This is a genomic window from Streptomyces sp. NPDC026673, from assembly GCF_040638135.1.
In the GTDB taxonomy this organism is placed as follows: Bacteria; Actinomycetota; Actinomycetes; order Streptomycetales; family Streptomycetaceae; genus Actinacidiphila.
This window is the reverse complement of record NZ_JBEZXR010000001.1, coordinates 29,455-49,590: the sequence shown is the minus strand read 5'-3', so window position 1 is coordinate 49,590 and position 20,136 is coordinate 29,455. Positions and strand designations below refer to the sequence as shown.

Genomic DNA, 20,136 nt, shown 5'->3' with positions numbered 1-20,136 from the left:
CCGCGCCTGGCGGCACGGGGGCGCGTCGGGAGGGCGGACGAATCAGGCCAGGAGCGCCGGAATCGTGCCCTCGTGAGCCGTGCGGAGCTCGTCCAGCGCGATGGCGAACTCGCCCTGCACCTCGACCGCGTCGCCGTCGACGACACCGATCCGCGTCGCGGGCAGACCACGCGCACCGCACATGTCGGTGAAGCGGAGCTCCTCGCTGCGCGGCACCGAGACGACCGCCCGGCCCGCCGACTCCGAGAAGAGGAAGACGAAGGGGTCGAGGCCGTCCGGCACGACCAGCCGCGCGCCGTTCCCGCCGCGCAGGCAGGACTCGACGACGGCCTGGACGAGCCCGCCGTCCGACAGGTCGTGGGCCGCGTCGATCATCCCGTCCCGGGAGGCCGAGATGAGGATCTCGCCGAGCAGCTTCTCGCGCTCCAGGTCCACGGCCGGCGGAAGTCCGCCGAGGTGGTCGTGGATCGCCTGGGACCAGGCGGAGCCGCCCAGCTCCTCCTTGGTGTCGCCCAGCAGGTAGAGCAGCTGACCCTGGTCCTTGAGGGCGACCGGGGTGCGGCGCGTGACGTCGTCGATCACACCGAGCACCGCCACGACGGGCGTCGGGTGGATGGCCACGTCACCGGTCTGGTTGTAGAGCGAGACATTGCCGCCGGTGACCGGCGTGCCCAGCTCCAGGCAGCCGTCGGCCAGGCCGCGGCACGCCTCGGCGAACTGCCACATGGCGGCCGGGTCCTCGGGCGAGCCGAAGTTGAGGCAGTCCGAGACCGCCAGCGGCTTGGCGCCGGTCGTGGCGACGTTGCGGTACGCCTCGGCGAGCGCCAGCTGCGCGCCCGTGTACGGGTCGAGCTTGGCGTAGCGGCCGTTGCCGTCGGTGGCGACCGCGACGCCGAGGTTGGTGTCCTCGTCGATGCGGATCATGCCGGAGTCCTCCGGCTGCGCCAGCACGGTGTTGCCCTGCACGAAGCGGTCGTACTGGTCGGTGATCCACGCCTTGGAGGCCTGGTTCGGGTGCGCGACCATCGTCAGGACCTGGGCGCGCAGCTCGTCGCCGTCCGCCGGGCGCGGCAGCTTGTTGGCGTCGTCGGCCTGGAGCGCGTCCTGCCACGCGGGGCGGGCGTAGGGGCGCTCGTACACCGGGCCCTCGTGGGCGACGGTGCGCGGCGGGACGTCGACGATCTGCTCGCCGTGCCAGAAGATCTCCAGCCGGTCGCCGTCGGTGACCTCACCGATGACGGTGGCGATCACGTCCCACTTCTCGCAGATCTCCAGGAAGCGGTCCACGTACCGCGGCTCGACGATGGCGCACATGCGCTCCTGCGACTCGCTCATGAGGATCTCCTCGGGCGAGAGCGTCGCGTCGCGCAGCGGCACGGTGTCCAGTTCCACGCGCATACCGCCGGAGCCGGCCGAGGCCAGCTCGGAGGTGGCGCAGGACAGGCCGGCGCCACCGAGGTCCTGAATGCCGGCGACCAGCTTCTCCTTGAAGATCTCCAGGGTGCACTCGATGAGCAGCTTCTCCTGGAAGGGGTCGCCGACCTGGACGGCGGGGCGCTTGGCCGGGCCGGTGTCGGAGAAGGTCTCCGAGGCGAGCACGGAGACACCGCCGATGCCGTCGCCGCCGGTGCGGGCGCCGTACAGGATGACCTTGTTGCCGGCGCCGGAGGCCTTGGCGAGGTGGATGTCCTCGTGCTTCATCACACCCACGCACAGGGCGTTGACCAGCGGGTTGCCCTGGTAGCAGGGGTCGAAGACGACCTCGCCGCCGATGTTGGGCAGGCCCAGGCAGTTGCCGTAGCCGCCGACGCCCGCGACGACGCCCGGCAGGACGCGCTTGGTGTCGGGGTGGTCCGGCGCGCCGAAGCGCAGCGGGTCCATGACGGCGACCGGGCGGGCGCCCATGGCGAGGATGTCGCGGACGATGCCGCCCACGCCGGTGGCCGCGCCCTGGTAGGGCTCGATGTACGAGGGGTGGTTGTGCGACTCGACCTTGAAGGTGACCGCGTACCCCTGGCCGACGTCCACGACGCCGGCGTTCTCGCCGATGCCGACCAGCAGGGCGTCGTTGGCGGGTGCCTTCTCGCCGAACTGGCGCAGGTGGATCTTGCTGCTCTTGTACGAGCAGTGCTCGGACCACATGACGGAGTACATGGCGAGCTCGGCACCGGTCGGGCGGCGGCCCAGGATCTCCCGGATGCGCTCGTACTCGTCCTGCTTCAGGCCGAGTTCGGCCCACGGCTGCTCGGTGTCCGGAGTCTCGGTGGCGTGCTTCACGGAATCGAGGGTCATGACGCGTGAACCAGCTTCTTGAGGATCGAGGTGAAGAATCCGAGGCCGTCGGTGCGGCCGGTCCCGATCAGCGACTCGACGGCGTGCTCGGGGTGCGGCATGAGGCCGACGACATTGCCCGCGGCGTTGGTGATGCCGGCGATGTCCCGGAGCGAGCCATTGGGGTTCCAGTCCGCGTAGCGGAACACCACACGACCCTCCGCCTCGAGCTCGTCGAGGACGCGCTCGTCGGCGACGTAGCGGCCGTCGATGTTCTTCAGCGGGATGCTGATCTCCTGGTCCTGCTCGTAATCGGCGGTCCAGGAGGTCGAGTTGTTCTCGACGCGCAGCTTCTGGTCCCTGCAGATGAAGTGCAGGTGATTGTTGCGCAGCATGGCGCCGGGCAGCAGATGCGTCTCGGTGAGCACCTGGAAGCCGTTGCAGATACCGAGTACGGGAAGGCCGTCCTTGGCACCTGCGATGATCGACTCCATCACGGGCGAGAAGCGGGAAATCGCCCCCGCCCGGAGATAGTCGCCGTAACTGAATCCGCCGGGCAGGACGACGGCGTCGACCTGGTGCAGATCCTTGTCGCGGTGCCACAGCGGCACCGGCTCGGCGCCGGCGACGCGAACCGCGCGCTGGGTGTCCCGGTCGTCGAGCGTCCCGGGGAAGGTGACGACACCGATGCGTGCCGTCACGACTCCACCTTCACGGTGAAGTCCTCGATCACGGTGTTGGCGAGGAAGGTCTCTGCCACCTCGCGGATACGGGCGAGGGCGGCGTCGTCGACCGGCCCCTCCAGTTCGAGCTCAAAACGCTTGCCCTGGCGGACGTCGGCGATTCCCTCGAACCCGAGGCGCGGCAGCGCACGCTGCACCGCCTGGCCCTGCGGGTCGAGGATCTCCGGCTTGAGCATGACGTCGACTACGACGCGTGCCACGGTCACTCCCGGTGGTGTGCTGCGGTGAGATGTCATCACAGTACCCCGCCAGAAAATCTACGCGGGTAGATATTCCAGAATGGTCACGGAATATCCGTTGCCCGGATTGCCCCCGGGACACCCGAAGGAAATGGCCGGGCGCTTCCGGCGGAAAACCGCCGCCCGGTAATTGGGAAAGCATTGACCCCGGCCCGCCGACTTCGGTACAACAACGGGGCCAACGCAGGCCCCAGGCCTTCTCCATTGAAAGGACCGGCATCCATGGCGCAACGCGTAGTGGTCACGCTCTCCGACGACCTCGACGGCGGCGAAGCGGCGGAAACGGTCACTTTCGGCCTCGACGGGAAGTCGTACGAGATCGACCTGTCCGCCGGCAACGCCGACAAACTCCGCGAGGCCCTCGCGCCCTACGTCGAGGCCGGACGCCGCCGCAGCCGGCTCGGCAAGGCGTACAAGCACACCTCACTCGCCCCCGACCCCGCCGCGGTCCGCGCGTGGGCGCTCTCCCGGGGCTTCGACGTGCCGCCGCGCGGCCGTATCCCCAAGAAGCTCTACGAGGCCTACGCCGAGGCGAGCTGACCCGGTCCGGCGCGGGGACGCGCCGGACCGGGTCACCGGACCGCACCGTCGCCCGGAAGAAGCGATTGGACAGCCACCCCCCTTGATCCGCTAGAGTCTGGAGCACGCCGAGGGCAGGCCGAAAGGCCAGGCTCCCGGGCCACGCGGGTGTAGTTCAGTAGCAGAACATCCTCCTTCCAGGGGGAAGGCGCAGTGTGCGATTCCTGTCACCCGCTCTGATTGCTCGACCGGTCCTGAGGATCGGGTAGAGTAGTCGCCGTGCGGACGTGGCTCAGTTGGTAGAGCATCACCTTGCCAAGGTGAGGGTCGCGAGTTCGAATCTCGTCGTCCGCTCTTGAGAGAAGGTCCCGGTCGGATCACCGACCGGGACCTTTTTCGTGTTCCCGGCGGGCCGGCGGCACACCGGGAACATGTGTGACGGTCGCCACACGCCGGAGCCCGAACTCCCCGGTGCGGAAGGGTGATCGTCGCCTCGCGCCGCCCCGCGCCGGCCCGCGCACATCACGGGACGCATCCTCCGCCGGGGCTTCCGGGGCGCGGCGCGGGCGGTCCTGGGACTCGCCGTGGAACCGGAGTTGGGCATCCGGCCGGCAGTGCCGCCGAGCGCGCCACGGTGGTGGCGGCGGCGCCCCGGCGGGCTCGCCCACCCCCTCGGCGTCCGCCGCGGGACGGGGCGCGGAGAACCGTCGTGCCGCGGTGCGTGCCGGACACCGCGCGGGTTGGCTATAGTGGGTGTCGCACCGCACGGGAACGCGCGGAGCAGGCGGACGTAGCTCAGTTGGTAGAGCGCAACCTTGCCAAGGTTGAGGTCGCGAGTTCGAGCCTCGTCGTCCGCTCAGCAGAAGAAGGCCCCGGTCGTCACGACCGGGGCCTTCGGTGTTCCTGGGGCGGCTGATGCGCCGCGGCTGCCGCCGCTCACACCGCCGCACCGCTCTCACCCCCGCGCTGCCGCGCTGCCGCGCCGGCCGCCGACCGGAGGACCGGCGGACGGCGCGAGCCGTGGCGGGCTACCAGCTGAGGCCGGTGAGCCGCTCGTACGCCTCGATGTACTTGGCGCGGGTCTGCTCCACCACCCGCTCCGGCAGGGGCGGCGGGGGCTGCTCGCTGCGGCGGTCCCATCCGGACTCGGCGGAGGTCAGCCAGTCGCGGACGAACTGCTTGTCGTACGAGGGCTGGGCGTGGCCCGGCTCCCACAGGTCGGCGGGCCAGAAGCGCGACGAGTCCGGGGTCAGCACCTCGTCGGCGATGGTCAGCACATCTCCGTCGAAGCCGAACTCGAACTTGGTGTCCGCCAGGAGGATGCCGCGCTCACGGGCGATGTCCCGGGCCCGGCCGTAGACCGCGAGGGTGCTCTGGCGCAGCTGCGCGGCGGTGTCGGCGCCGACCCGGCGGGCGACCTCCTCGTAGCTGACGTTCTCGTCGTGCTCGCCCACCTCGGCCTTGGTGGCCGGGGTGAAGATCGGCGCGGGCAGCTCGGAACCGTCCACCAGGCCCTCGGGGAGGGTCACCCCGCACACGGTGCGGTCGGCGTTGTACTCCAGCAGGCCCGACCCGGCCAGGTAGCCGCGGGCCACGCACTCGACCGGGACCATCTCCAGCGGCTTGCAGATCGTCGTCCTCCCCTCCCAGTCGGCCGGGGCGCCCTCGGGGAGCTCGGTGGACAGCACGTGGTGCGGCACGAGGTCGGCGATCTGGTCGAACCACCACAGGGACAACCGGGTCAGGACGCGGCCCTTGTCGGGGATCTCGGTGGGCAGCACCCAGTCGTACGCGGACATCCGGTCACTGGCGACCATCACCAGCTCCCCTGCCTCGTTCTGGTACAGCTCGCGCACCTTGCCGGTGTGCAGGTGCACCAGGCCCGGCACGTGCGCGGGCTCGGGCTTGTGGACGAATCCGGACATGGGTCCTCCCCGATCGGCGGTTCGGCTCACGATTCTCCCGTACCTGTTCCCGACGGGCGCGACGCGGGGTCAGCCGTGCTTGCAGATGTGGTCCAGCAGATTGGCCGTGGCGCGCTGGATCCTCGGGTCGACATGGCCCGGGCGGTCCAGCGCCGGGGACCAGGCGAAGGTGCCGGAGGCGAAGACCAGGGCCCCGCCGGGCGCCCGGTACAGGGAGGTCTCCTGGTGCGCGCGGCGGCCCGCGGAGTCCTCGTACGGGGAGTGGGCGAGCAGGATCCGCTCCATGTAGTCGGGCAGTGGCGTGCGGGGGAAGTAGCGGTCCGCCTCGCCCGCGACCAGACCGGGGATCTCGTCACCCTCCTCGGCGCCGGTCGCCTCCCACAGCCAGTGGCCGGCGTTCCGCACCACCAGCGGGGACGGTTCGGGCACCCGGCCCGCGTACTGCACGCCGATCAGCAGCTGTTCGGGCTCGCCCATGTCGCGCCACAGCGCGCTGCGGCCCGGCGGGTGGCCGCGGCGCTTGCGGCAGCTGAGCAGCCGGTCGGGGTCGCCGGACGGGGAGGGGCCCAGCTCGGTCTGCCAGTACATGGTGTTGGCGGACAGGAAGACCAGGGAGGTGCCGCCGTTCCGGGCGGCCTCGACGGCCCGCCGCATGGGGACCGTCCAGTACTCGTCGTGGCCGGGGAAGACCATGCCCCGGTAGCGCGAAGGATCGATCCTCCCCGCGTGCAGGTCGCGGGCGTCGGCGTAGGCCAGGTCGTAGCCGTAGCGCTCGGCCCAGCGGATGAAGTCGTAGGCGTGGCCCACGTGCAGCGGCAGCCCGGCGCCCGCGTAGGGCCGGTCGAAGGAGACGGTGACCGCGGCCTCCTCCTCGCCCAGCAGCCGGCCCTTCTCGTCCCAGGCGTGGTAGAGGCTGGCGCCCGTGCGGCCGTCCTCGGGGTAGAGGTTGTAAGCCTGCCAGGTGACGTCGGGCAGCAGCAGGAGCAGGTCGGCGGGGCGGTCGTCGCGCACCGTGAAGGGGATGTGGCTGCGGTAGCCGTCCTGCGTGGTGAGGACGGCGACATAGGCGCCGGGCTTCCAGTAGGAGGGCACCTGCAGCCGCCAGGACTGCCACCAGTGGTGGCAGGAGACCGTGCGCCCGGCGGCGAGCGGTGTGGGCTGCACGATTCCCGACAGCCGGGGGCTGGAGGTGAACTGGGCGGCGCCGTCGCCGCCGTAGTGCCCGATCCGGTAGACGTCGACGCCGTAGCTCTGCGGCGGGTCGACGGTGATGCGGAAGTCGATGGCGTCGCCGGGGGCCACGGAGGCACCCGGGGCGAAGCCCTTGATCTGGCACCGCACGTCGTCCGCCGCGCGCGGGCCGGGCACGCGGGGCGCACGCCCCACCGCGTCGCCGGGGAACCCCCCGGCCTCGCCACGGCCGGCGGCCAGATCGACGTACCAGGGCACGACCTGGCCGGTGTCGTCCAGATACTGCACCGCACCGCGCAGCCACGGCACCGGGCCTTGCCCGAAGGGGTCGGTGACCCCGTGCGCCAGTGCTCCGGACTGCCAGCGGCGGACCTGCTCCTTCACCACGATGGTCCCCTCCTCGTCGTCCCCCGAGGTGGTGTGCGTGTGTGCGCACCTCCAGCACATCACACAATGCGCTGTCTTGGTTACTGTTCGTGGCGCATTATCGCCAGGGATCGGCGTTGCGGCGGACAAACCCCGCCGGAATTCCGTCAGATGAGCCGTATCGGCTTCTCGGGGCGTACGCCCACGGCACTGAGCCAGGAACGCAGCGGAGCGGCGTCGCCGTTCTCCACGAGCCGGAGCACGGGCCAGGTCAGATCACCCCGGCGTACGCCGCCGACCAGCAGGGCCGGTCCGTCCAACCAGTCCAGACCCGGGGCGGCACCGGCGGTGTCCACGGCGGCGCAGCAGACCATCGCCGTCACGTGGTCGGTGAGCAGTTCCCGGCCGGTGCGCGGGGGCAGCAGTTGGTAGACGGGGGTGAAAGCAGCGTCCGGCGGAACCCGGTCGGCGGTCTCCTCGCGCGAGGCGGTCTCGCGCACGGCCTCCTCGCGGGCGACGTGCCGGGTGATACGCGCCGCCAGCTCCTCGCTGCCGCCCGCGGAGAGCCGGTCCAGCACCCGGGCGAGGGTGGCGTGCCCCGGTTCGTCGCAGGCGCCTACGGCGGTCCTCGACCCGCCGGAGACCACGGATATGCGCCGGCTGCCGGCGACCCCGGCCGGCTCGTGCACCTCGTCCAGGACGCTGATCAGCCGGGAGGCGTCGCTGCGCCAGATGCGGTCCACGACCTCCTGCGGATACGTGTCCCAGCCGACCGGAGACCACTCGGGGCCCGGCCGCTGCGGCCCGCCGTGGAACAGCCGCGCGGCGAGGAGCGAGGCCGCCTCGTCCACCGTGCCGGGCTCCTCCAGCAGGTCGCAGGCCGGGCGCTCGCCCAGCCGGGACTCGAAGCCCTCGGCCAGCCGGTCCCGCCGGGACAGCTCGGTCAGCGCCGCCACCACGCCCGCGTCGAGCCGGGACGGCCAGCGCCCCATCCGCCAGGCCGGCAGCGCCACCCGGGTCAGCAGCCGGTCCCAGCCCGCGTACGCCAGGCCCACCTGCTCCTGGGCGACGATGCGCAGCCCGTAGTCCACCGCCTGGGCCCGCTCGGAGGCGGAGGCGGCCACCGCGCGCTCCATCTCCGCCGCGTGCGCCCGGCAGCCGCGCAGCAGCAGCTTGGCGACCCAGCCCAGGAACCCGTACGCGGGACGGCGCACCAGCCCGACGGCCGAGGGCTCCCGCGCCGCGGTCGCCACGCCGACGGCGGCGTCCAGGCCGCGCACGAAGCGGCGCGCGGCCGCGATGTCCGGGTCCGCGGCCGGTCCCGTGCCCGCCACGACCGGCGCGAGCAGGGCACGCAGCTCGGCGACCCGCATCCACCACATGAACGGTGAGCCGATCACCAGTGCGGGCGCCTCGGCGGGCGCGCCGCGCCGGCGCCGGTGGCTGCGGTCCTCCAGCCAGCTGTCGCAGTCCGGGGTCAGTTCTATCGCCGAGGGGGCGGGCACCTGCAGGCGGACGGCCAGGTCGCGCACCATCCGGTACAGATCGGGGGCGGCCTTCTCGGAGACCGCCACGGTCGGGCTCATCGCGGGCCTGGCCCGTACGATCACCGCCGCGACACCGCCCGCGAGCAGCAGCACGAGGAGCGCGCCCGCGACCACCGCCCAGCGCAGGACCTCGGACGCGTCGCCGACGATGCGGCCCGTCGCGCCGCCGACCAGCAGCACGACCGCCACCGCCGCGGGCAGCAGCGCGACCGCCAGCGCGGCGCTGCGGATGCGCAGGACGGCGAGCGCGCGAGATCGCGCGTGTCCCTCACCTGCTTCCCCGGCCAACGGTGTGCTCACCCCCAAGCTGCTGACGCGACTGCATGCCCCCACTGTCGCACCGCCCACCGACACCGCAATGTCGGTAGGGCCGATAGTGCAGTGCTCGCGGCGTTCCGCAGTGCGCTTGCCGGGCACAGTAGTTGGGCTCGGGGCTCACGTCAGCAGGATGGCGAAGGCATCACCCCTTGGAGTGGCCTTGCCCGCTGATTCAGGCTTGAGCGGCCTTCTCTGCGATATCCGAACGGTGGTGCGAGCCCTTCAGCCCGATCCGTCCCACCGCCCGGTAGGCGCGCTCCCTGGCCTTGGCCAGATCCCCGCCCGTCGCCGTGACGGACAGTACGCGGCCGCCCGCGCTCACCACACGGCCCTCGGCGTCCGCCTTGGTGCCGGCGTGGAGCACGTAGGCGTGCTCGTCCCGCTCCGCGACCTCGTCCAGGCCGGTGATCGGGTCACCGGTGCGCGGGGTGTCCGGGTAGTTCTCGGAGGCGACGACGACGGTCACCGCGGCGCCGTCGCTCCAGCGCAGCGGCGGGAAGTCGGCCAGCCGGCCGGTCGCCGCGGCACGCAGCAGGCCCGCCAGCGGGGTCCTCAGCCGGGCCAGCACGACCTGGGTCTCCGGGTCGCCGAAGCGCGCGTTGAACTCGATCACCCGCACACCGCGCGAGGTGATCGCCAGCCCCGCGTACAGCAGTCCGGCGAAGGGGGTGCCACGGCGGCGCAGCTCGTCGACGGTCGGCTGGAGCACGGTGCGCTCCACCTCCTCGACCAGCCCGGGATCGGCCCACGGCAGCGGGCTGTACGCGCCCATGCCACCGGTGTTGGGGCCCTCGTCCGCGTCGTAGGCGCGCTTGAAGTCCTGGGCGGGCTGCAGCGGCACCACGCTCACGCCGTCGGTGACGGCGAACAGGGACACCTCGGGGCCGTCGAGGTACTCCTCGATGACGACGCGCTCGCAGGCGTTGGCGTGCGCCCGGGCGGCCTCGAGGTCCTCGGTCACCACGACGCCCTTGCCCGCGGCCAGGCCGTCGTCCTTCACGACGTACGGCGCGCCGAAGGCGTCCAGCGCGTCGTCCACCTCCGCGGGGGTCGTGCAGACATAGGAGCGGGCGGTGGGCACGCCGGCCGAGGCCATCACGTCCTTGGCGAACGCCTTCGAGCCCTCCAGGGCCGCCGCCTGCCCGCTGGGGCCGAAGCAGTCGATGCCGCGGGCGCGTACGGCGTCCGCCACTCCCGCCACGAGCGGGGCTTCGGGGCCCACCACGACGAGGTCGGCGCCGAGCCGCTCTGCGAGGTCGGCCACGGCAGCGCCGTCCAGGGCGTCGACCGGGTGCAGCTCCGCCACCTCGGCGATGCCGGCGTTCCCCGGGGCGCAGTGCAGCGCCTCCACGTCGGGGTCGAGGGAAAGGGCACGGCACAGGGCGTGTTCGCGGGCTCCGCCGCCGATGACAAGCACGTTCACGGTGCCCAGGGTATCGGCTGCCGCCGCCCGCCCCGCGGGCCGGTCGCCGGGGCTCCCGGGTCACTCTTTCGGGTGGCCGGAGCGGGGACCCATACCTGATCAAGCGACTCGTAAGGGCGGAAACTGCCGGATGACCCTCGCGGCATCAGCCGTTCGGCGGTAAGAAGGTGCGCGTCATCGGAAGTCGCGAGGGAGCGTGCAGGTGAGCCAGCCGGACATGTATCCCGAGGAGGTCCCCCGGGAGGAGCCGAAGCGGCGCGCGCTGCACAGGCAGGAGGACCTGCGGGCGCTGCCCTTTCCGCTCGGCGACTGGGGGGAGCCGGCCGAACGGCTGGAGGAGCTCTACCGCTGGGCGGAGGCGGACGCCCTGCGCACCGTCGACTGGTATCTCGCCGACCGCCTGCGCAAGCGCCGCTGGGCCCGTTCGCTGCGGGTCGGCGCGGCCCTCTTCGCGACGTCCGGGGCGGTTCTGGCCGTCACCGGCACGGGCGGGCGCGTCCGCTGGGCGTACGCCGCCCTGGTGCTGGCGGTCGTGTGCGCGGGCCTGGACCGCTACCTCGGGCTGACCGCCGGCTGGATGCGGGACATGGCGACCGCCCAGGCCGTACAGCGCCGGCTGGAGGCGCTGCGCTTCGACTGGGCGTCGGAGTCCGTCCGCGAGGTCCTGGGCCCGACGGAGGGCACCGCGGCCGAGGCGGCCGAGCGGTGCCTGACGGTGTTGCGCCGCTTCACCGAGGACGTCTCGGAGCTGGTGCGCTGCGAGACCGCTGACTGGATGGTGGACTTCCGCGCCGGCGCCGCCCCGTTGCGGACCCAGTCCCTGACCTGGGCGGGGGGCGCCCGGGGTGCGGAGGGCGCCGCCCCCGGCACCGGCGCCCGGTTCCCACTGCTGCCCGGCGGACGGCCGAGCATGCCGCGCCAGCGCCCCCCGGAGGGCCCCCGCGCGAGCTGACCGCCGCCGGGGCCCCTCCCGGGGTCCTGAAACCCGCCGCCCGGATCGCTCGGGTCGTATGGGTCGTATGGGTCGTCTAACTGAAGACGATCATCGAACCCTGGCCCAGCGCGCGCGTCGCGGCCGCGTGCAGTCCCAGCCACACGTGGCGTTCCCGCGCGAAGGGGCTGCCGTCGTACGCGGGCTGGGCGGCCGGCTCCTCCAGCTCGGTGGGACCGGCCGGCGGAACCGGGGCGGGCGGCGGGTTGCGCGGGTCGATGCCGATCACCGGGGCGACGAGTTCCAGCTCGCGGAGGAGGCCGTGGGCGGAGCCCAGGGGGCCGCCCGCGTCGAGGAGTTCGTCGTTGACCAGCGGATGGGCGAAGTCCAGGGGGACGTATCCGCCCGCGTGGTCGTAGTGCCAGACCAGGTGCGACTGCTGGGCGGTGGTCTCGAACATCTCCAGCAACTGCTCGTAGTCGCCGCCGAGTTCGTCGACCGGCGTGACCGCGAGGCCCTGGATGTGCAGCAGGTACGCACGCCGCAGGAAGTGCAGCGCGTCGTAGTCGAAGCCCGCGACCGGGGCCACGTCGCCGGACAGGCCCGGCATATAGGTGTAGACGGGCACCGGCGGGAGACCGGCCTCGCTCAACGCCTTGTCATAGCGGGCGATCTCCTCGGCGAACGGGTTGTCCGGGCTGTGGCAGAGCACGTCCACCAGGGGAACCAGCCACAAGTCGCAGGCCACAGGCGCTCCAAGTCCTTCCGTGCGTCGTCGGACCAGCGTAGTGGGCGGGAGCCCGTCCCAGAGCAGCTCTAGCGGCCCGCCGCCAGTCGCCGCATGAGTTCCAGGGAGTGGTCGTTGAACTCCTCGACGATGCGCTGGGCCGTCTCTGTGTCGCGCTTCTCGATCGCCGCGACCAGGGCGACGTGATCGGACCAGCACAGCCCCTCCGCATCCGGCCTGCCGCGCAGGAAGGGCACCGCGTACACCCAGGTCTGGGTGCGGATCCGGTCCAGGAACTCGCCCACGTGGGCGTTCCCGGCCAGTGCCGTCAGCTCGCGCCAGAAGCGGATGTCGTAGCCGATGAGGACGTCCAGTTCGCCCGAGCGGGCGGCCCGGGCCGCGGCCTCGGCCCGGCGGCGTACGGAGGCGAGCGCCGCGGGGTCGACCTCGCGCATGCCGCGCGTGGCGATGCGGCGGAAGATGCCCTCGACGACCAGGGTGCGGGCCTCGACCATGGAGCGGAACTCGGCGTCGGTGAAGCGGCGCACCTGGAAGCCGCGATGGTGCTCGACGTCGAGCAGCCCCTGCGCGGCCAGATCGACCAGGGCCTCGCGGACCGGGGTGGCGGACACGCCGTACAGCTCCGCGATCTCCTTGACCGTGAAGTGCCGTCCGGCCGCCATGCGCCCGGTGAGCACCTCGTCGCGGAGCGCGTCGGCTATCTGCTGCCGCAGACTGCTCCGTCGGACGGGTCCACCCGCTGGGCCTTCCGGCATGCCCGGTGCCTCCCTACAGATGTGCGGTGCGTTTCGGCTCCGCCACACCTTATGCGAGGCCCGGTGACGGATGGCCCGCCCCTGTGGCACGGGTCACCCGCCGCCACCGCCGCGGGGAGGCGCCGGGCCCGGCGCCTTCCGGCGGTCCGCCCGGCGCGTGTGCTCAGCGCGCGCCCTGGGGGCGCGTGCCCTCAGCGCGTGTGCTCGTCGGCGACGGTCAGCGCCGCGTCGAGGAGCGCGAGCCCCTCCTTGGCCTCGGCCTCGGTGATGTTGCACGCGGGCACCACATGGGTGCGGTTCATGTTGACGAACGGCCACAGCCCGCTCTTCTTGCAGGCCGCCGCGAAGGCCGCCATGGGGGCGTTGGCCTCGCCCGCCGCGTTGTAAGGGACCAGCGGCTCACGGGTCTCCCGGTCGCGCACCAGCTCCAGCGCCCAGAAGGCGCCCAGGCCCCGCACCTCGCCCACCGACGGGTGGCGCTCGGCGAGCTCCCGCAGCCCGGGACCGAGCACGTTCTCGCCGAGCGCGGCGGCGTGCTCGACGACGCCCTCGTCCTCCATCACCCGGATCGTGGCGACGGCGGCGGCGCAGGCCAGCGGATGGCCGGAGTAGGTCAGCCCGCCCGGGTACGGACGGGTGGCGAAGGTCGCGGCGATCTCCTCGCTGATCGCGACACCGCCCAGCGGCACATAGCCGGAGTTGACGCCCTTGGCGAAGGTGAGCAGGTCGGGGGTGACGTCGAACCGATCGGCGGCGAACCAGCCGCCGGTGCGGCCGAAACCGGCCATGACCTCGTCGAGGACGAAGACGATCCCGTACCGGTCGCAGATCTCGCGCACGCCGGCGAGGTAGCCGGGCGGCGGCACCATGATGCCCGCGGTGCCGGGCACCGTCTCCAGGACGATCGCGGCGACGGTCTGCGGGCCCTCGAAGACGATGGTGTCCTCGAGGTGCTGCAGCGCGCGGTCGCGCTCCTGCTCGTCGGTCTCCGAGTGGAACGGCGAGCGGTAGAGGAACGGCGCCCAGAAGTGGACGACTCCGGCCGAGCCGTTGTCGGAGGGCCAGCGCCTCGGGTCGCCGGTCAGGTTGATCGCGGCCGAGGTGGCGCCGTGGTACGAGCGGTACGCCGAGAGCACCTTGTGGCGGCCGGTGTGCAGGCGGGCCAGCCGTACCGCGTTCTCGACGGCCTCGGCGCCGCCGTTGGTGAAGAAGATCTTGTCCAGGTCGCCCGGGGTGCGCTCGGCGATCAGCCGGGCGGCCTCGGAACGCGCCTCCACGGCGAAGGCGGGCGCGAAGGTGACGAGCTTCGCGGCCTGCTCCTGGATGGCGGCGACGACCGTGGGGTGCTGGTAGCCGATGTTGGTGAACACCAGCCCGCTGGTGAAGTCCAGGTAGCGGTTGCCGTCGTAGTCCCAGAAGTACGCGCCCTCGGCCCCGGCGACCGCCAGCGGGTCGATCAGGCCCTGCGCGGACCAGGAGTGGAAGACGTGGGCGCGGTCGGCGGCCTTGACGGCGGCGCCGGTCTCGGGGTCGGCGAAGGGAGGGGTCATGCGCCCAGGCTAGGCAACGGCCCGGGCGCACCGACATTGGCACCCTGTATGGCGGTGGGCGCGCGCGCCGACAGGTTGTAGGGCCCGCGCGCCGCCGCCGCTCAGAGGAAGGAGTTGATCTCGATGGTCTCGGTGCGGCCGGGGCCGACGCCGATGGCCGAGATCGGGGCGCCGGACATCTCCTCCAGCGCCTTGACGTACGCCTGGGCGTTCTTCGGCAGGTCGGAGAAGGTCTTCGCCTGGCTGATGTCCTCGTTCCAGCCGGGCAGCGTCTCGTAGACCGGCTTCGCGTGGTGGAAGTCCGTCTGGCTGTACGGCAGTTCCTCGACGCGCTTGCCGTCGATCTCGTAGGCGACGCAGACCGGGATCCGCTCCCAGCCGGTGAGCACGTCGAGCTTGGTGAGGAAGAAGTCGGTGAGGCCGTTGACCCGGGTCGCGTAGCGGGCGATCACGGCGTCGAACCAGCCGCAGCGGCGGTCGCGGCCGGTGGTGACGCCCCGCTCGCCGCCGATGCGGCGCAGCGCCTCGCCGTCCGCGTCGAACAGCTCGGTCGGGAACGGGCCGGCGCCGACGCGGGTGGTGTAGGCCTTGAGGATGCCGATCACCCGGTTGATCTTGGTGGGGCCGATGCCGGAGCCGGTGCAGGCACCGCCGGCCGTCGGGTTCGACGAGGTCACGAAGGGGTACGTGCCGTGGTCCACGTCCAGCAGGGTGCCCTGACCGCCCTCGAGGAGGACGACCTTGCCCTCGTCGAGCGCGGTGTTGAGGACCAGCGTCGTGTCCGCGACGTAGTCCCTGATCTGCTCCGCGTAGCCCAGGTACTCCTCGACGACCTGGTCCGTGCTGATGGCACGGCGGTTGAAGAGCTTGACCAGGACCTGGTTCTTGTCGTGGAGCGCCGCCTCGACCTTCTGGCGGAGGATCGACTCGTCGAAGAGGTCCTGGACCCGGATGCCCACACGGTTGATCTTGTCGGCGTACGCGGGGCCGATGCCGCGGCCGGTGGTGCCGATCTTGCGCTTGCCGAGGAAGCGTTCCGTCACCTTGTCGATCGTCTGGTGGTACGGCGTGATCAGGTGGGCGTTACCGCTGATGAGGAGCTTGGACGTGTCGACGCCGCGCTCGTTCAGCCCGCTCAGCTCGGAGAGCAGGACCGCCGGGTCGACGACCACTCCGTTGCCGATCACCGGGGTACACCCCGGTGACAGGATCCCGGAAGGCAGGAGGTGAAGCGCGTACTTCTGGTCGCCGACGACGACCGTGTGGCCGGCGTTGTTGCCGCCCTGGTAGCGCACCACATAGTCCACGGAGCCACCGAGCAGGTCGGTGGCCTTTCCCTTGCCCTCGTCACCCCACTGAGCACCGAGCAGCACAAGTGCGGGCACAGGCGTACACCCCTTCCGGGCGGGGCATGTCCAACGTGGCTCCCCATGGCGGGGAGAGCCGTCGGACCGGTGCCCCGGAATAGACGAAGCCCCTGGCGCAAGGCAGCGCAAGGGGCTCTTGCACCGAGATGTTACCTGAGGAAGGACCAAGGTGTCGGCTCAGCGACCGTCCGGGCAGCCTCTGCTCGTGGTCATCGACCCCGCCGCCCGCATCATGGACGGCGAATCCGTACGCATCGCGAAGGATGTGCTGTGCGGGGGAGCCTCCTCCGTGAAGATCGCCCTACCGGAGTCCGAGGAAGAGGCCGTCCGAGTGCTGAAACACCGGGGGCGGCGGCGCCCGGTGGTCGTGGGCGACGACGCGGCGCTGCTGCGCACGGTCCGGGCACTGCACGCGGCGCGGGGACTGGGCGAGGCGGTCGTCGGACTCGTGCCGGTGGGCCGGCGCACCGGCCTGGCGCTGGCGCTGGGCGTGCCCGGCGGGGCGGTGAGCGCGGCGCGGGCCGTGCTGGACGGCGCGGAACGCGAGCTGGACCTGCTGCTCGACGACAGCGGGGGCATCGTGCTGGGCGCGCTGCGCATCAACTCGGCGACGCCGGCCTGGTGGGTGCCGGTGGAGCGCCGGGCGCGCTCGCTGGCGCGCACGCTGAGCCTGAACGGCCACACCCCGCATCTGGGGCTCGGGCTGCGCGGCGGGCAGCGGCTGCGGATCGAGGCGGACGGGATGGTCCTGGCCGACCTGGACGACTGCGTCGAGGAGGTGTCGGTCTCCACGGCGGCGCCCGGCCTGGCCGAAGTGCTGGTCCGCAGGGAGGGCGCGGCGCCCGCGGGACCGGTGCACGCGCGGACGGTCACCGTCTCCGGGCGGGACTTCCGCTACACGGCGGACGCGGCCCTGGCCGGTCCGGTCCGGCGCCGGACGTGGACGGTCATGCCGGCGGCGTGGCGACTGACCGTGCCGCGGTCCGCCTACTGAGGGGGGTGGGGGCCGGCCGCGGGGGCCTTGCCGCGGCGGCCGCCGCGCGCGGAGGGCCGGTCAGAGCACGCCCTGCTCGCGCAGCTCCGCCTTGCGCTCGCGCCAGCGGTCCATCATGTCGACGAGTTCCTTCTGCAGGAAGTCGAAGAAGGCCGCGGTCTCCGCGATCCGGTGGCCCGCCGCGCTGTCGGGGCCGAGCGCGTCGATGCCGGCCCGCAGGGTGTTCTCCCAGCGGGCGAGGACCTGGTCGCGGCGGGTGAAGGTCTCGTACCACTGGTCGCTGTGCACCCGGTAGCGCTCGCGCCGCGAGCCCGGTTCGCGCTCGCGGGTGAGCATGCCGACCTGCGCCAGGTAGCGGACCGCGCCGGAGATCGCGGCGGGGCTGGCCTGGAGTCGCTCGGACAGCTCGGCGGCGCTCAGCGCGCCGGTCTCCGAGGCGAGGAGCGCGGCGAACACCCGCGCCGCCATGCGCTGCATGCCCGCCTCGACGAGCTCCGCCGCGAAGCGCTCGACGAACGTCATCGGCTCCAAGGACTCATCAGCCACCGCCATCGCCTCCCGTCCCGAAGTTTATACACTTCCTTAACTTCACAAATTTGTGAATCTACTGTACGTTCAGAATCATGACGAAGGCAATCAGTGTGGCCGGACTGCACAAGTCCTTCGGCCGCACGCACGCACTGGACGGCCTCGACCTGGCCGTCGAAGAGGGCGAGGTGCACGGCTTCCTGGGGCCCAACGGCGCCGGCAAGTCCACCACCATCCGCATCCTGCTCGGGCTGCTGCGCGCCGACCGCGGGGCCGCCCGGCTGCTCGGCGGCGATCCGTGGCAGGACGCCGTCGCGCTGCACCGGCGGCTGGCGTACGTCCCGGGCGACGTCACGCTCTGGCGCAACCTCAGCGGCGGCGAGGTCATCGACCTGCTGGGGCGGTTGCGCGGCGGGCTGGACGAGGCGCGCAGGCGGCGGTTGCTGGAGCGGTTCGAGCTGGACCCGACCAAGAAGGGCCGCGCGTACTCCAAGGGCAACCGGCAGAAGGTCGCGCTCGTCGCCGCGTTCGCCTCGGACGTGGATCTGCTGATACTCGACGAGCCCACCTCCGGGCTCGACCCGCTGATGGAGGAGGTCTTCCGCGACTGCGTCCGCGAGGAACGCGACCGCGGCCGGACGGTGCTGCTGTCCAGTCACATCCTCAGCGAGGTCGAGGCCCTGTGCGACCGGGTCAGCATCATCCGGGGCGGGCGCACGGTCGAGACCGGGAGCCTCGGCGAGCTGCGGCATCTCACCCGGATCTCGGTCACCGCGGAGCTGGCCGGCCGGCCGAACGGCCTCGCCGGGCTGCCCGGCGTGCACGATCTCGACGTGCGCGGCAGCCACGTCCGGCTCCAGGTCGACACCGACAAGCTCGACGGCGTGCTCAGGCAGTTGAGCGAGACGGGCGTGCGCAGCCTCACGAGCACACCGCCGACCCTGGAGGAGCTGTTCCTGCGGCACTACGAAGACGGCGCTCCCGGCGCTCCCGGTACCTCCGGCGCCTCTGGTGCCGCCCCCGCGAACGCGGAGGCGCGGCCGTGAGCGCCCTCACCGGGACGGGCACCCTCACCCGGCTCGCGCTGCGCAGGGACCGGATCACGATCCCGGCGTGGGTCGTGCCGATCGCCCTGCTGGTCGCCTCCACCGCCTCGGCCTTCGGCGGCCTCTACGACACCCCGGCGGAACGCGCCGGGATCGCCGCGAGCTCCGCGGGCAACGGCTCGCTGCGCGCCCTGTACGGGCCGGTGTTCGACACGAGCATCGGCGGCCTGACGGCCTGGCGCATGATGGCCTTCGGCGCCGCGCTCGCCGGGCTGATGGCGATGCTGCTGGTCGTCCGCCACACCCGGGAGGAAGAGGAGGCCGGGCGGCTGGAGCTCGTCGGCGCGGGCGCGGTCGGCCGCCGGGCGCCGCTGGCCGCCGCCCTGGTCACCGGCTTCGGGGCCTCGCTGCTCCTGGGGCTGCTGGTCACTCTGGCCCTGCTCGGGCAGGGGGCGCGTGGCGCGGTCGCCTTCGGGATCGCCTTCGCGGGCGCCGGATGCGCCTTCGCCGCGGTCGCGGCGGTCGCCGCGCAGCTGACGGAGAGCGCCCGCGCCGCCCGGGGCATCGCGGGTGCCGTCCTCGGCCTCGCCTTCCTGCTGCGGGCCGTCGGCGACGCCGGCTCCGGCACGCTGACCTGGCTCTCGCCGCTCGGATGGGCCGAGAACATACGCCCCTACGCGGACGAACGCTGGTGGGTGGCCGCGCTGTTCGCGGCCTGGGCCGCCACGCTCGTCGGCGTCGCGTACGCCCTGGTGGCCCGCCGCGACATCGACGCCTCCCTGCTGCCGCCGCGCCCCGGACCGGCCGCCGCCGGTTGCCGCCTGCGTTCCGCCCAGGGGCTGGCCTGGCGGCTCCAGCGCGGCTCGCTGTGGGGGTGGACGGCCGGCTTCGCCGTGGGCGGCGCTGCGCTCGGCGGCCTCGCCAACGGCGCGGCCGACCTCGTCCGGGACAACGAGCAACTCGCGGACGTCATGCGTGACATGGGCGGAGCCTCCGGGCTGGTCGACTCCTACCTCGCCTCCATGACCGGGGTGATGGGCATGATCGCCGCGATCTACGCGGTCCAGGCGGTCCTCCGGCTCCAGGGCGAGGAGAGCTCCGGCCGCGCCGAACCCGTGCTCGCCACCGCCGTGGGACGGGTGCGCTGGGCCGCGGGCCACGCCCTTGTCGCGTTCGCCGGTTCCGTACTCCTCATGACCGTCTCCGGCCTCGCCATGGGCCTGGGGTACGGAGTGACGGTCGGCGACACCGGCGGCCAGACGGGGCGGTTGGCGGGGGCCGGCCTCGTGCAGCTGCCCGCGGTCTGGTGCGTGGCGGCGGTGGCGCTCCTGCTGTACGGCACGGCGCCCAGGCTGGCGCGGGCGGGCTGGGGAGTGGCGTCGCTGACGCTCGCCATCGGGCTCTACGGGCCGGCGCTGAAGCTCTCACCCTGGGTGATGGACCTGTCCGTCTTCACGCACCTGCCGAAGGTGCCGTCGGCGGATGTCACGGTGGCCCCGCTGGCGGTGCTCACCGTACTGGCGCTGGCGCTCGCCGCTCTGGGCCTGCTGGCGCTGCGCCGTCGCGACATCACGGCCTGACCGGGGCCCGGCGGGGCCGGCGAGCCCCGGTCATGAGGCCGGGGCTCGCCGGCCGGGCAGGCCGAAAGGCGGATTCGACCCGGGCCCAGCCGTGC

General features: G+C 72.7%; 17 protein-coding genes and 3 tRNA genes. 8 read left to right on the top strand and 12 right to left on the bottom strand.

From position 1 onward, the window contains the following. Nucleotides 1–42 precede the first annotated feature (42 nt). The 3 genes from purL to purS are packed head-to-tail and all read right to left on the bottom strand — an operon-like array spanning nt 43 to nt 3,214. Entirely contained in the window at nt 43–2,292 is a 2,250-nt protein-coding gene (purL, locus tag AB0F62_RS00245) for a phosphoribosylformylglycinamidine synthase subunit PurL (RefSeq protein WP_361790104.1), read from the bottom strand. Then, the gene (gene purQ / locus AB0F62_RS00240) at nt 2,289–2,972 is read right to left on the bottom strand and encodes a phosphoribosylformylglycinamidine synthase subunit PurQ (RefSeq protein ID WP_018558394.1); all 684 of its coding nucleotides are present in this window, start codon (nt 2,970–2,972) and stop codon (nt 2,289–2,291) included. Before purQ ends, purL begins: the two co-directional genes overlap by 4 nt. After that, entirely contained in the window at nt 2,969–3,214 is a 246-nt protein-coding gene (gene purS / locus AB0F62_RS00235; protein WP_361790100.1) for a phosphoribosylformylglycinamidine synthase subunit PurS, read from the bottom strand. The genes purQ and purS overlap by 4 nt, the downstream gene beginning before the upstream one ends. Nucleotides 3,215–3,475: 261 nt before the next feature. On the opposite strand from purS, the gene AB0F62_RS00230 reads away from it, so the two are divergent. From AB0F62_RS00230 to AB0F62_RS00215, 4 genes are all read left to right on the top strand, one after another. Then, a complete protein-coding gene (locus AB0F62_RS00230; RefSeq protein WP_361790097.1) occupies nt 3,476–3,793 on the top strand; it encodes an Lsr2 family protein in 318 nt (105 codons plus the stop codon). Between the two features lie 143 nt (nt 3,794–3,936). Further along, nucleotides 3,937–4,008 (top strand) — tRNA-Gly (locus AB0F62_RS00225). Nucleotides 4,009–4,053: 45 nt separating this feature from the next. Beyond that, nucleotides 4,054–4,126: transfer RNA gene (locus AB0F62_RS00220), tRNA-Gly, on the top strand. Nucleotides 4,127–4,556: 430 nt separating this feature from the next. Then, a tRNA-Gly gene (locus AB0F62_RS00215) sits at nt 4,557–4,629 on the top strand. 171 nt (nt 4,630–4,800) lie between these two features. Here AB0F62_RS00215 and AB0F62_RS00210 read toward each other — a convergent pair. The 4 genes from AB0F62_RS00210 to purD form a co-directional block, all read right to left on the bottom strand. Continuing rightward, a complete protein-coding gene (locus AB0F62_RS00210) occupies nt 4,801–5,697 on the bottom strand; it encodes a phosphoribosylaminoimidazolesuccinocarboxamide synthase (RefSeq protein WP_361790094.1) in 897 nt (298 codons plus the stop codon). Nucleotides 5,698–5,766: 69 nt separating this feature from the next. Next, a complete protein-coding gene (locus AB0F62_RS00205) occupies nt 5,767–7,275 on the bottom strand; it encodes a N,N-dimethylformamidase beta subunit family domain-containing protein (protein WP_361790091.1) in 1,509 nt (502 codons plus the stop codon). Nucleotides 7,276–7,421: 146 nt separating this feature from the next. Continuing rightward, on the bottom strand, nt 7,422–9,101 hold the full coding sequence (locus AB0F62_RS00200) for a hypothetical protein (RefSeq protein WP_361790088.1): 1,680 nt from the start codon (nt 9,099–9,101) through the stop codon (nt 7,422–7,424). A gap of 190 nt (nt 9,102–9,291) precedes the next feature. Continuing rightward, nucleotides 9,292–10,542 carry a phosphoribosylamine--glycine ligase gene (purD, locus tag AB0F62_RS00195; RefSeq protein ID WP_361790085.1) on the bottom strand — a complete coding sequence of 417 codons (1,251 nt, stop codon included), beginning with the start codon at nt 10,540–10,542 and terminating at the stop codon, nt 9,292–9,294. Between the two features lie 202 nt (nt 10,543–10,744). Between purD and AB0F62_RS00190 the strand changes: the two genes are divergently transcribed. Next, complete coding sequence (locus AB0F62_RS00190) at nt 10,745–11,494, top strand: SLATT domain-containing protein (RefSeq protein ID WP_361790082.1); 750 nt, start codon at nt 10,745–10,747, stop codon at nt 11,492–11,494. A gap of 76 nt (nt 11,495–11,570) precedes the next feature. Here the strand turns inward: AB0F62_RS00190 and AB0F62_RS00185 are convergent, their stop codons facing one another. The 4 genes from AB0F62_RS00185 to AB0F62_RS00170 form a co-directional block, all read right to left on the bottom strand. Then, the gene (locus AB0F62_RS00185; RefSeq protein WP_361790079.1) at nt 11,571–12,221 is read right to left on the bottom strand and encodes a hypothetical protein; all 651 of its coding nucleotides are present in this window, start codon (nt 12,219–12,221) and stop codon (nt 11,571–11,573) included. 68 nt (nt 12,222–12,289) lie between these two features. Continuing rightward, nucleotides 12,290–12,976, bottom strand: coding sequence for a GntR family transcriptional regulator (locus AB0F62_RS00180; RefSeq protein ID WP_361790076.1), 687 nt, complete (start codon nt 12,974–12,976; stop codon nt 12,290–12,292). Between the two features lie 191 nt (nt 12,977–13,167). Continuing rightward, complete coding sequence (locus tag AB0F62_RS00175) at nt 13,168–14,526, bottom strand: aspartate aminotransferase family protein (protein WP_361790073.1); 1,359 nt, start codon at nt 14,524–14,526, stop codon at nt 13,168–13,170. A 101-nt stretch (nt 14,527–14,627) separates the two neighbouring features. Further along, nucleotides 14,628–15,911, bottom strand: coding sequence for an adenylosuccinate synthase (locus tag AB0F62_RS00170; RefSeq protein ID WP_361790070.1), 1,284 nt, complete (start codon nt 15,909–15,911; stop codon nt 14,628–14,630). A gap of 187 nt (nt 15,912–16,098) precedes the next feature. Here AB0F62_RS00170 and AB0F62_RS00165 point away from each other — a divergent pair, with 187 nt between their 5' ends. Then, nucleotides 16,099–16,887, top strand: coding sequence for a diacylglycerol kinase (locus tag AB0F62_RS00165; protein WP_361790765.1), 789 nt, complete (start codon nt 16,099–16,101; stop codon nt 16,885–16,887). A 60-nt stretch (nt 16,888–16,947) separates the two neighbouring features. Here AB0F62_RS00165 and AB0F62_RS00160 read toward each other — a convergent pair whose 3' ends face one another. Next, the gene (locus tag AB0F62_RS00160; protein WP_361790067.1) at nt 16,948–17,439 is read right to left on the bottom strand and encodes a MarR family transcriptional regulator; all 492 of its coding nucleotides are present in this window, start codon (nt 17,437–17,439) and stop codon (nt 16,948–16,950) included. 71 nt (nt 17,440–17,510) lie between these two features. Between AB0F62_RS00160 and AB0F62_RS00155 the strand changes: the two genes are divergently transcribed. Beyond that, nucleotides 17,511–18,461 (top strand): ABC transporter ATP-binding protein, encoded by a 951-nt coding sequence (locus AB0F62_RS00155; RefSeq protein ID WP_361790064.1) that lies wholly within the window; start codon nt 17,511–17,513, stop codon nt 18,459–18,461. Then, nucleotides 18,458–20,041: an ABC transporter permease gene (locus tag AB0F62_RS00150; protein WP_361790061.1), complete on the top strand. Its 1,584-nt coding sequence runs from the start codon at nt 18,458–18,460 to the stop codon at nt 20,039–20,041. The genes AB0F62_RS00155 and AB0F62_RS00150 overlap by 4 nt, the downstream gene beginning before the upstream one ends. Nucleotides 20,042–20,136 lie beyond the last annotated feature (95 nt).

What these genes read in the sequence shown, in the direction of transcription:
- purL (WP_361790104.1), bottom strand. Translation starts at nt 2,292, where the DNA reads ATGACCCTCGATTCCGTGAAGCACGCCACCGAGACTCCGGACACCGAG.
- AB0F62_RS00230 (WP_361790097.1), top strand. Translation starts at nt 3,476, where the DNA reads ATGGCGCAACGCGTAGTGGTCACGCTCTCCGACGACCTCGACGGCGGC.
- AB0F62_RS00210 (WP_361790094.1), bottom strand. Translation starts at nt 5,697, where the DNA reads ATGTCCGGATTCGTCCACAAGCCCGAGCCCGCGCACGTGCCGGGCCTG.
- AB0F62_RS00180 (WP_361790076.1), bottom strand. Translation starts at nt 12,976, where the DNA reads ATGCCGGAAGGCCCAGCGGGTGGACCCGTCCGACGGAGCAGTCTGCGG.
- AB0F62_RS00175 (WP_361790073.1), bottom strand. Translation starts at nt 14,526, where the DNA reads ATGACCCCTCCCTTCGCCGACCCCGAGACCGGCGCCGCCGTCAAGGCC.
- AB0F62_RS00160 (WP_361790067.1), bottom strand. Translation starts at nt 17,439, where the DNA reads ATGGCGGTGGCTGATGAGTCCTTGGAGCCGATGACGTTCGTCGAGCGC.
- AB0F62_RS00155 (WP_361790064.1), top strand. Translation starts at nt 17,511, where the DNA reads ATGACGAAGGCAATCAGTGTGGCCGGACTGCACAAGTCCTTCGGCCGC.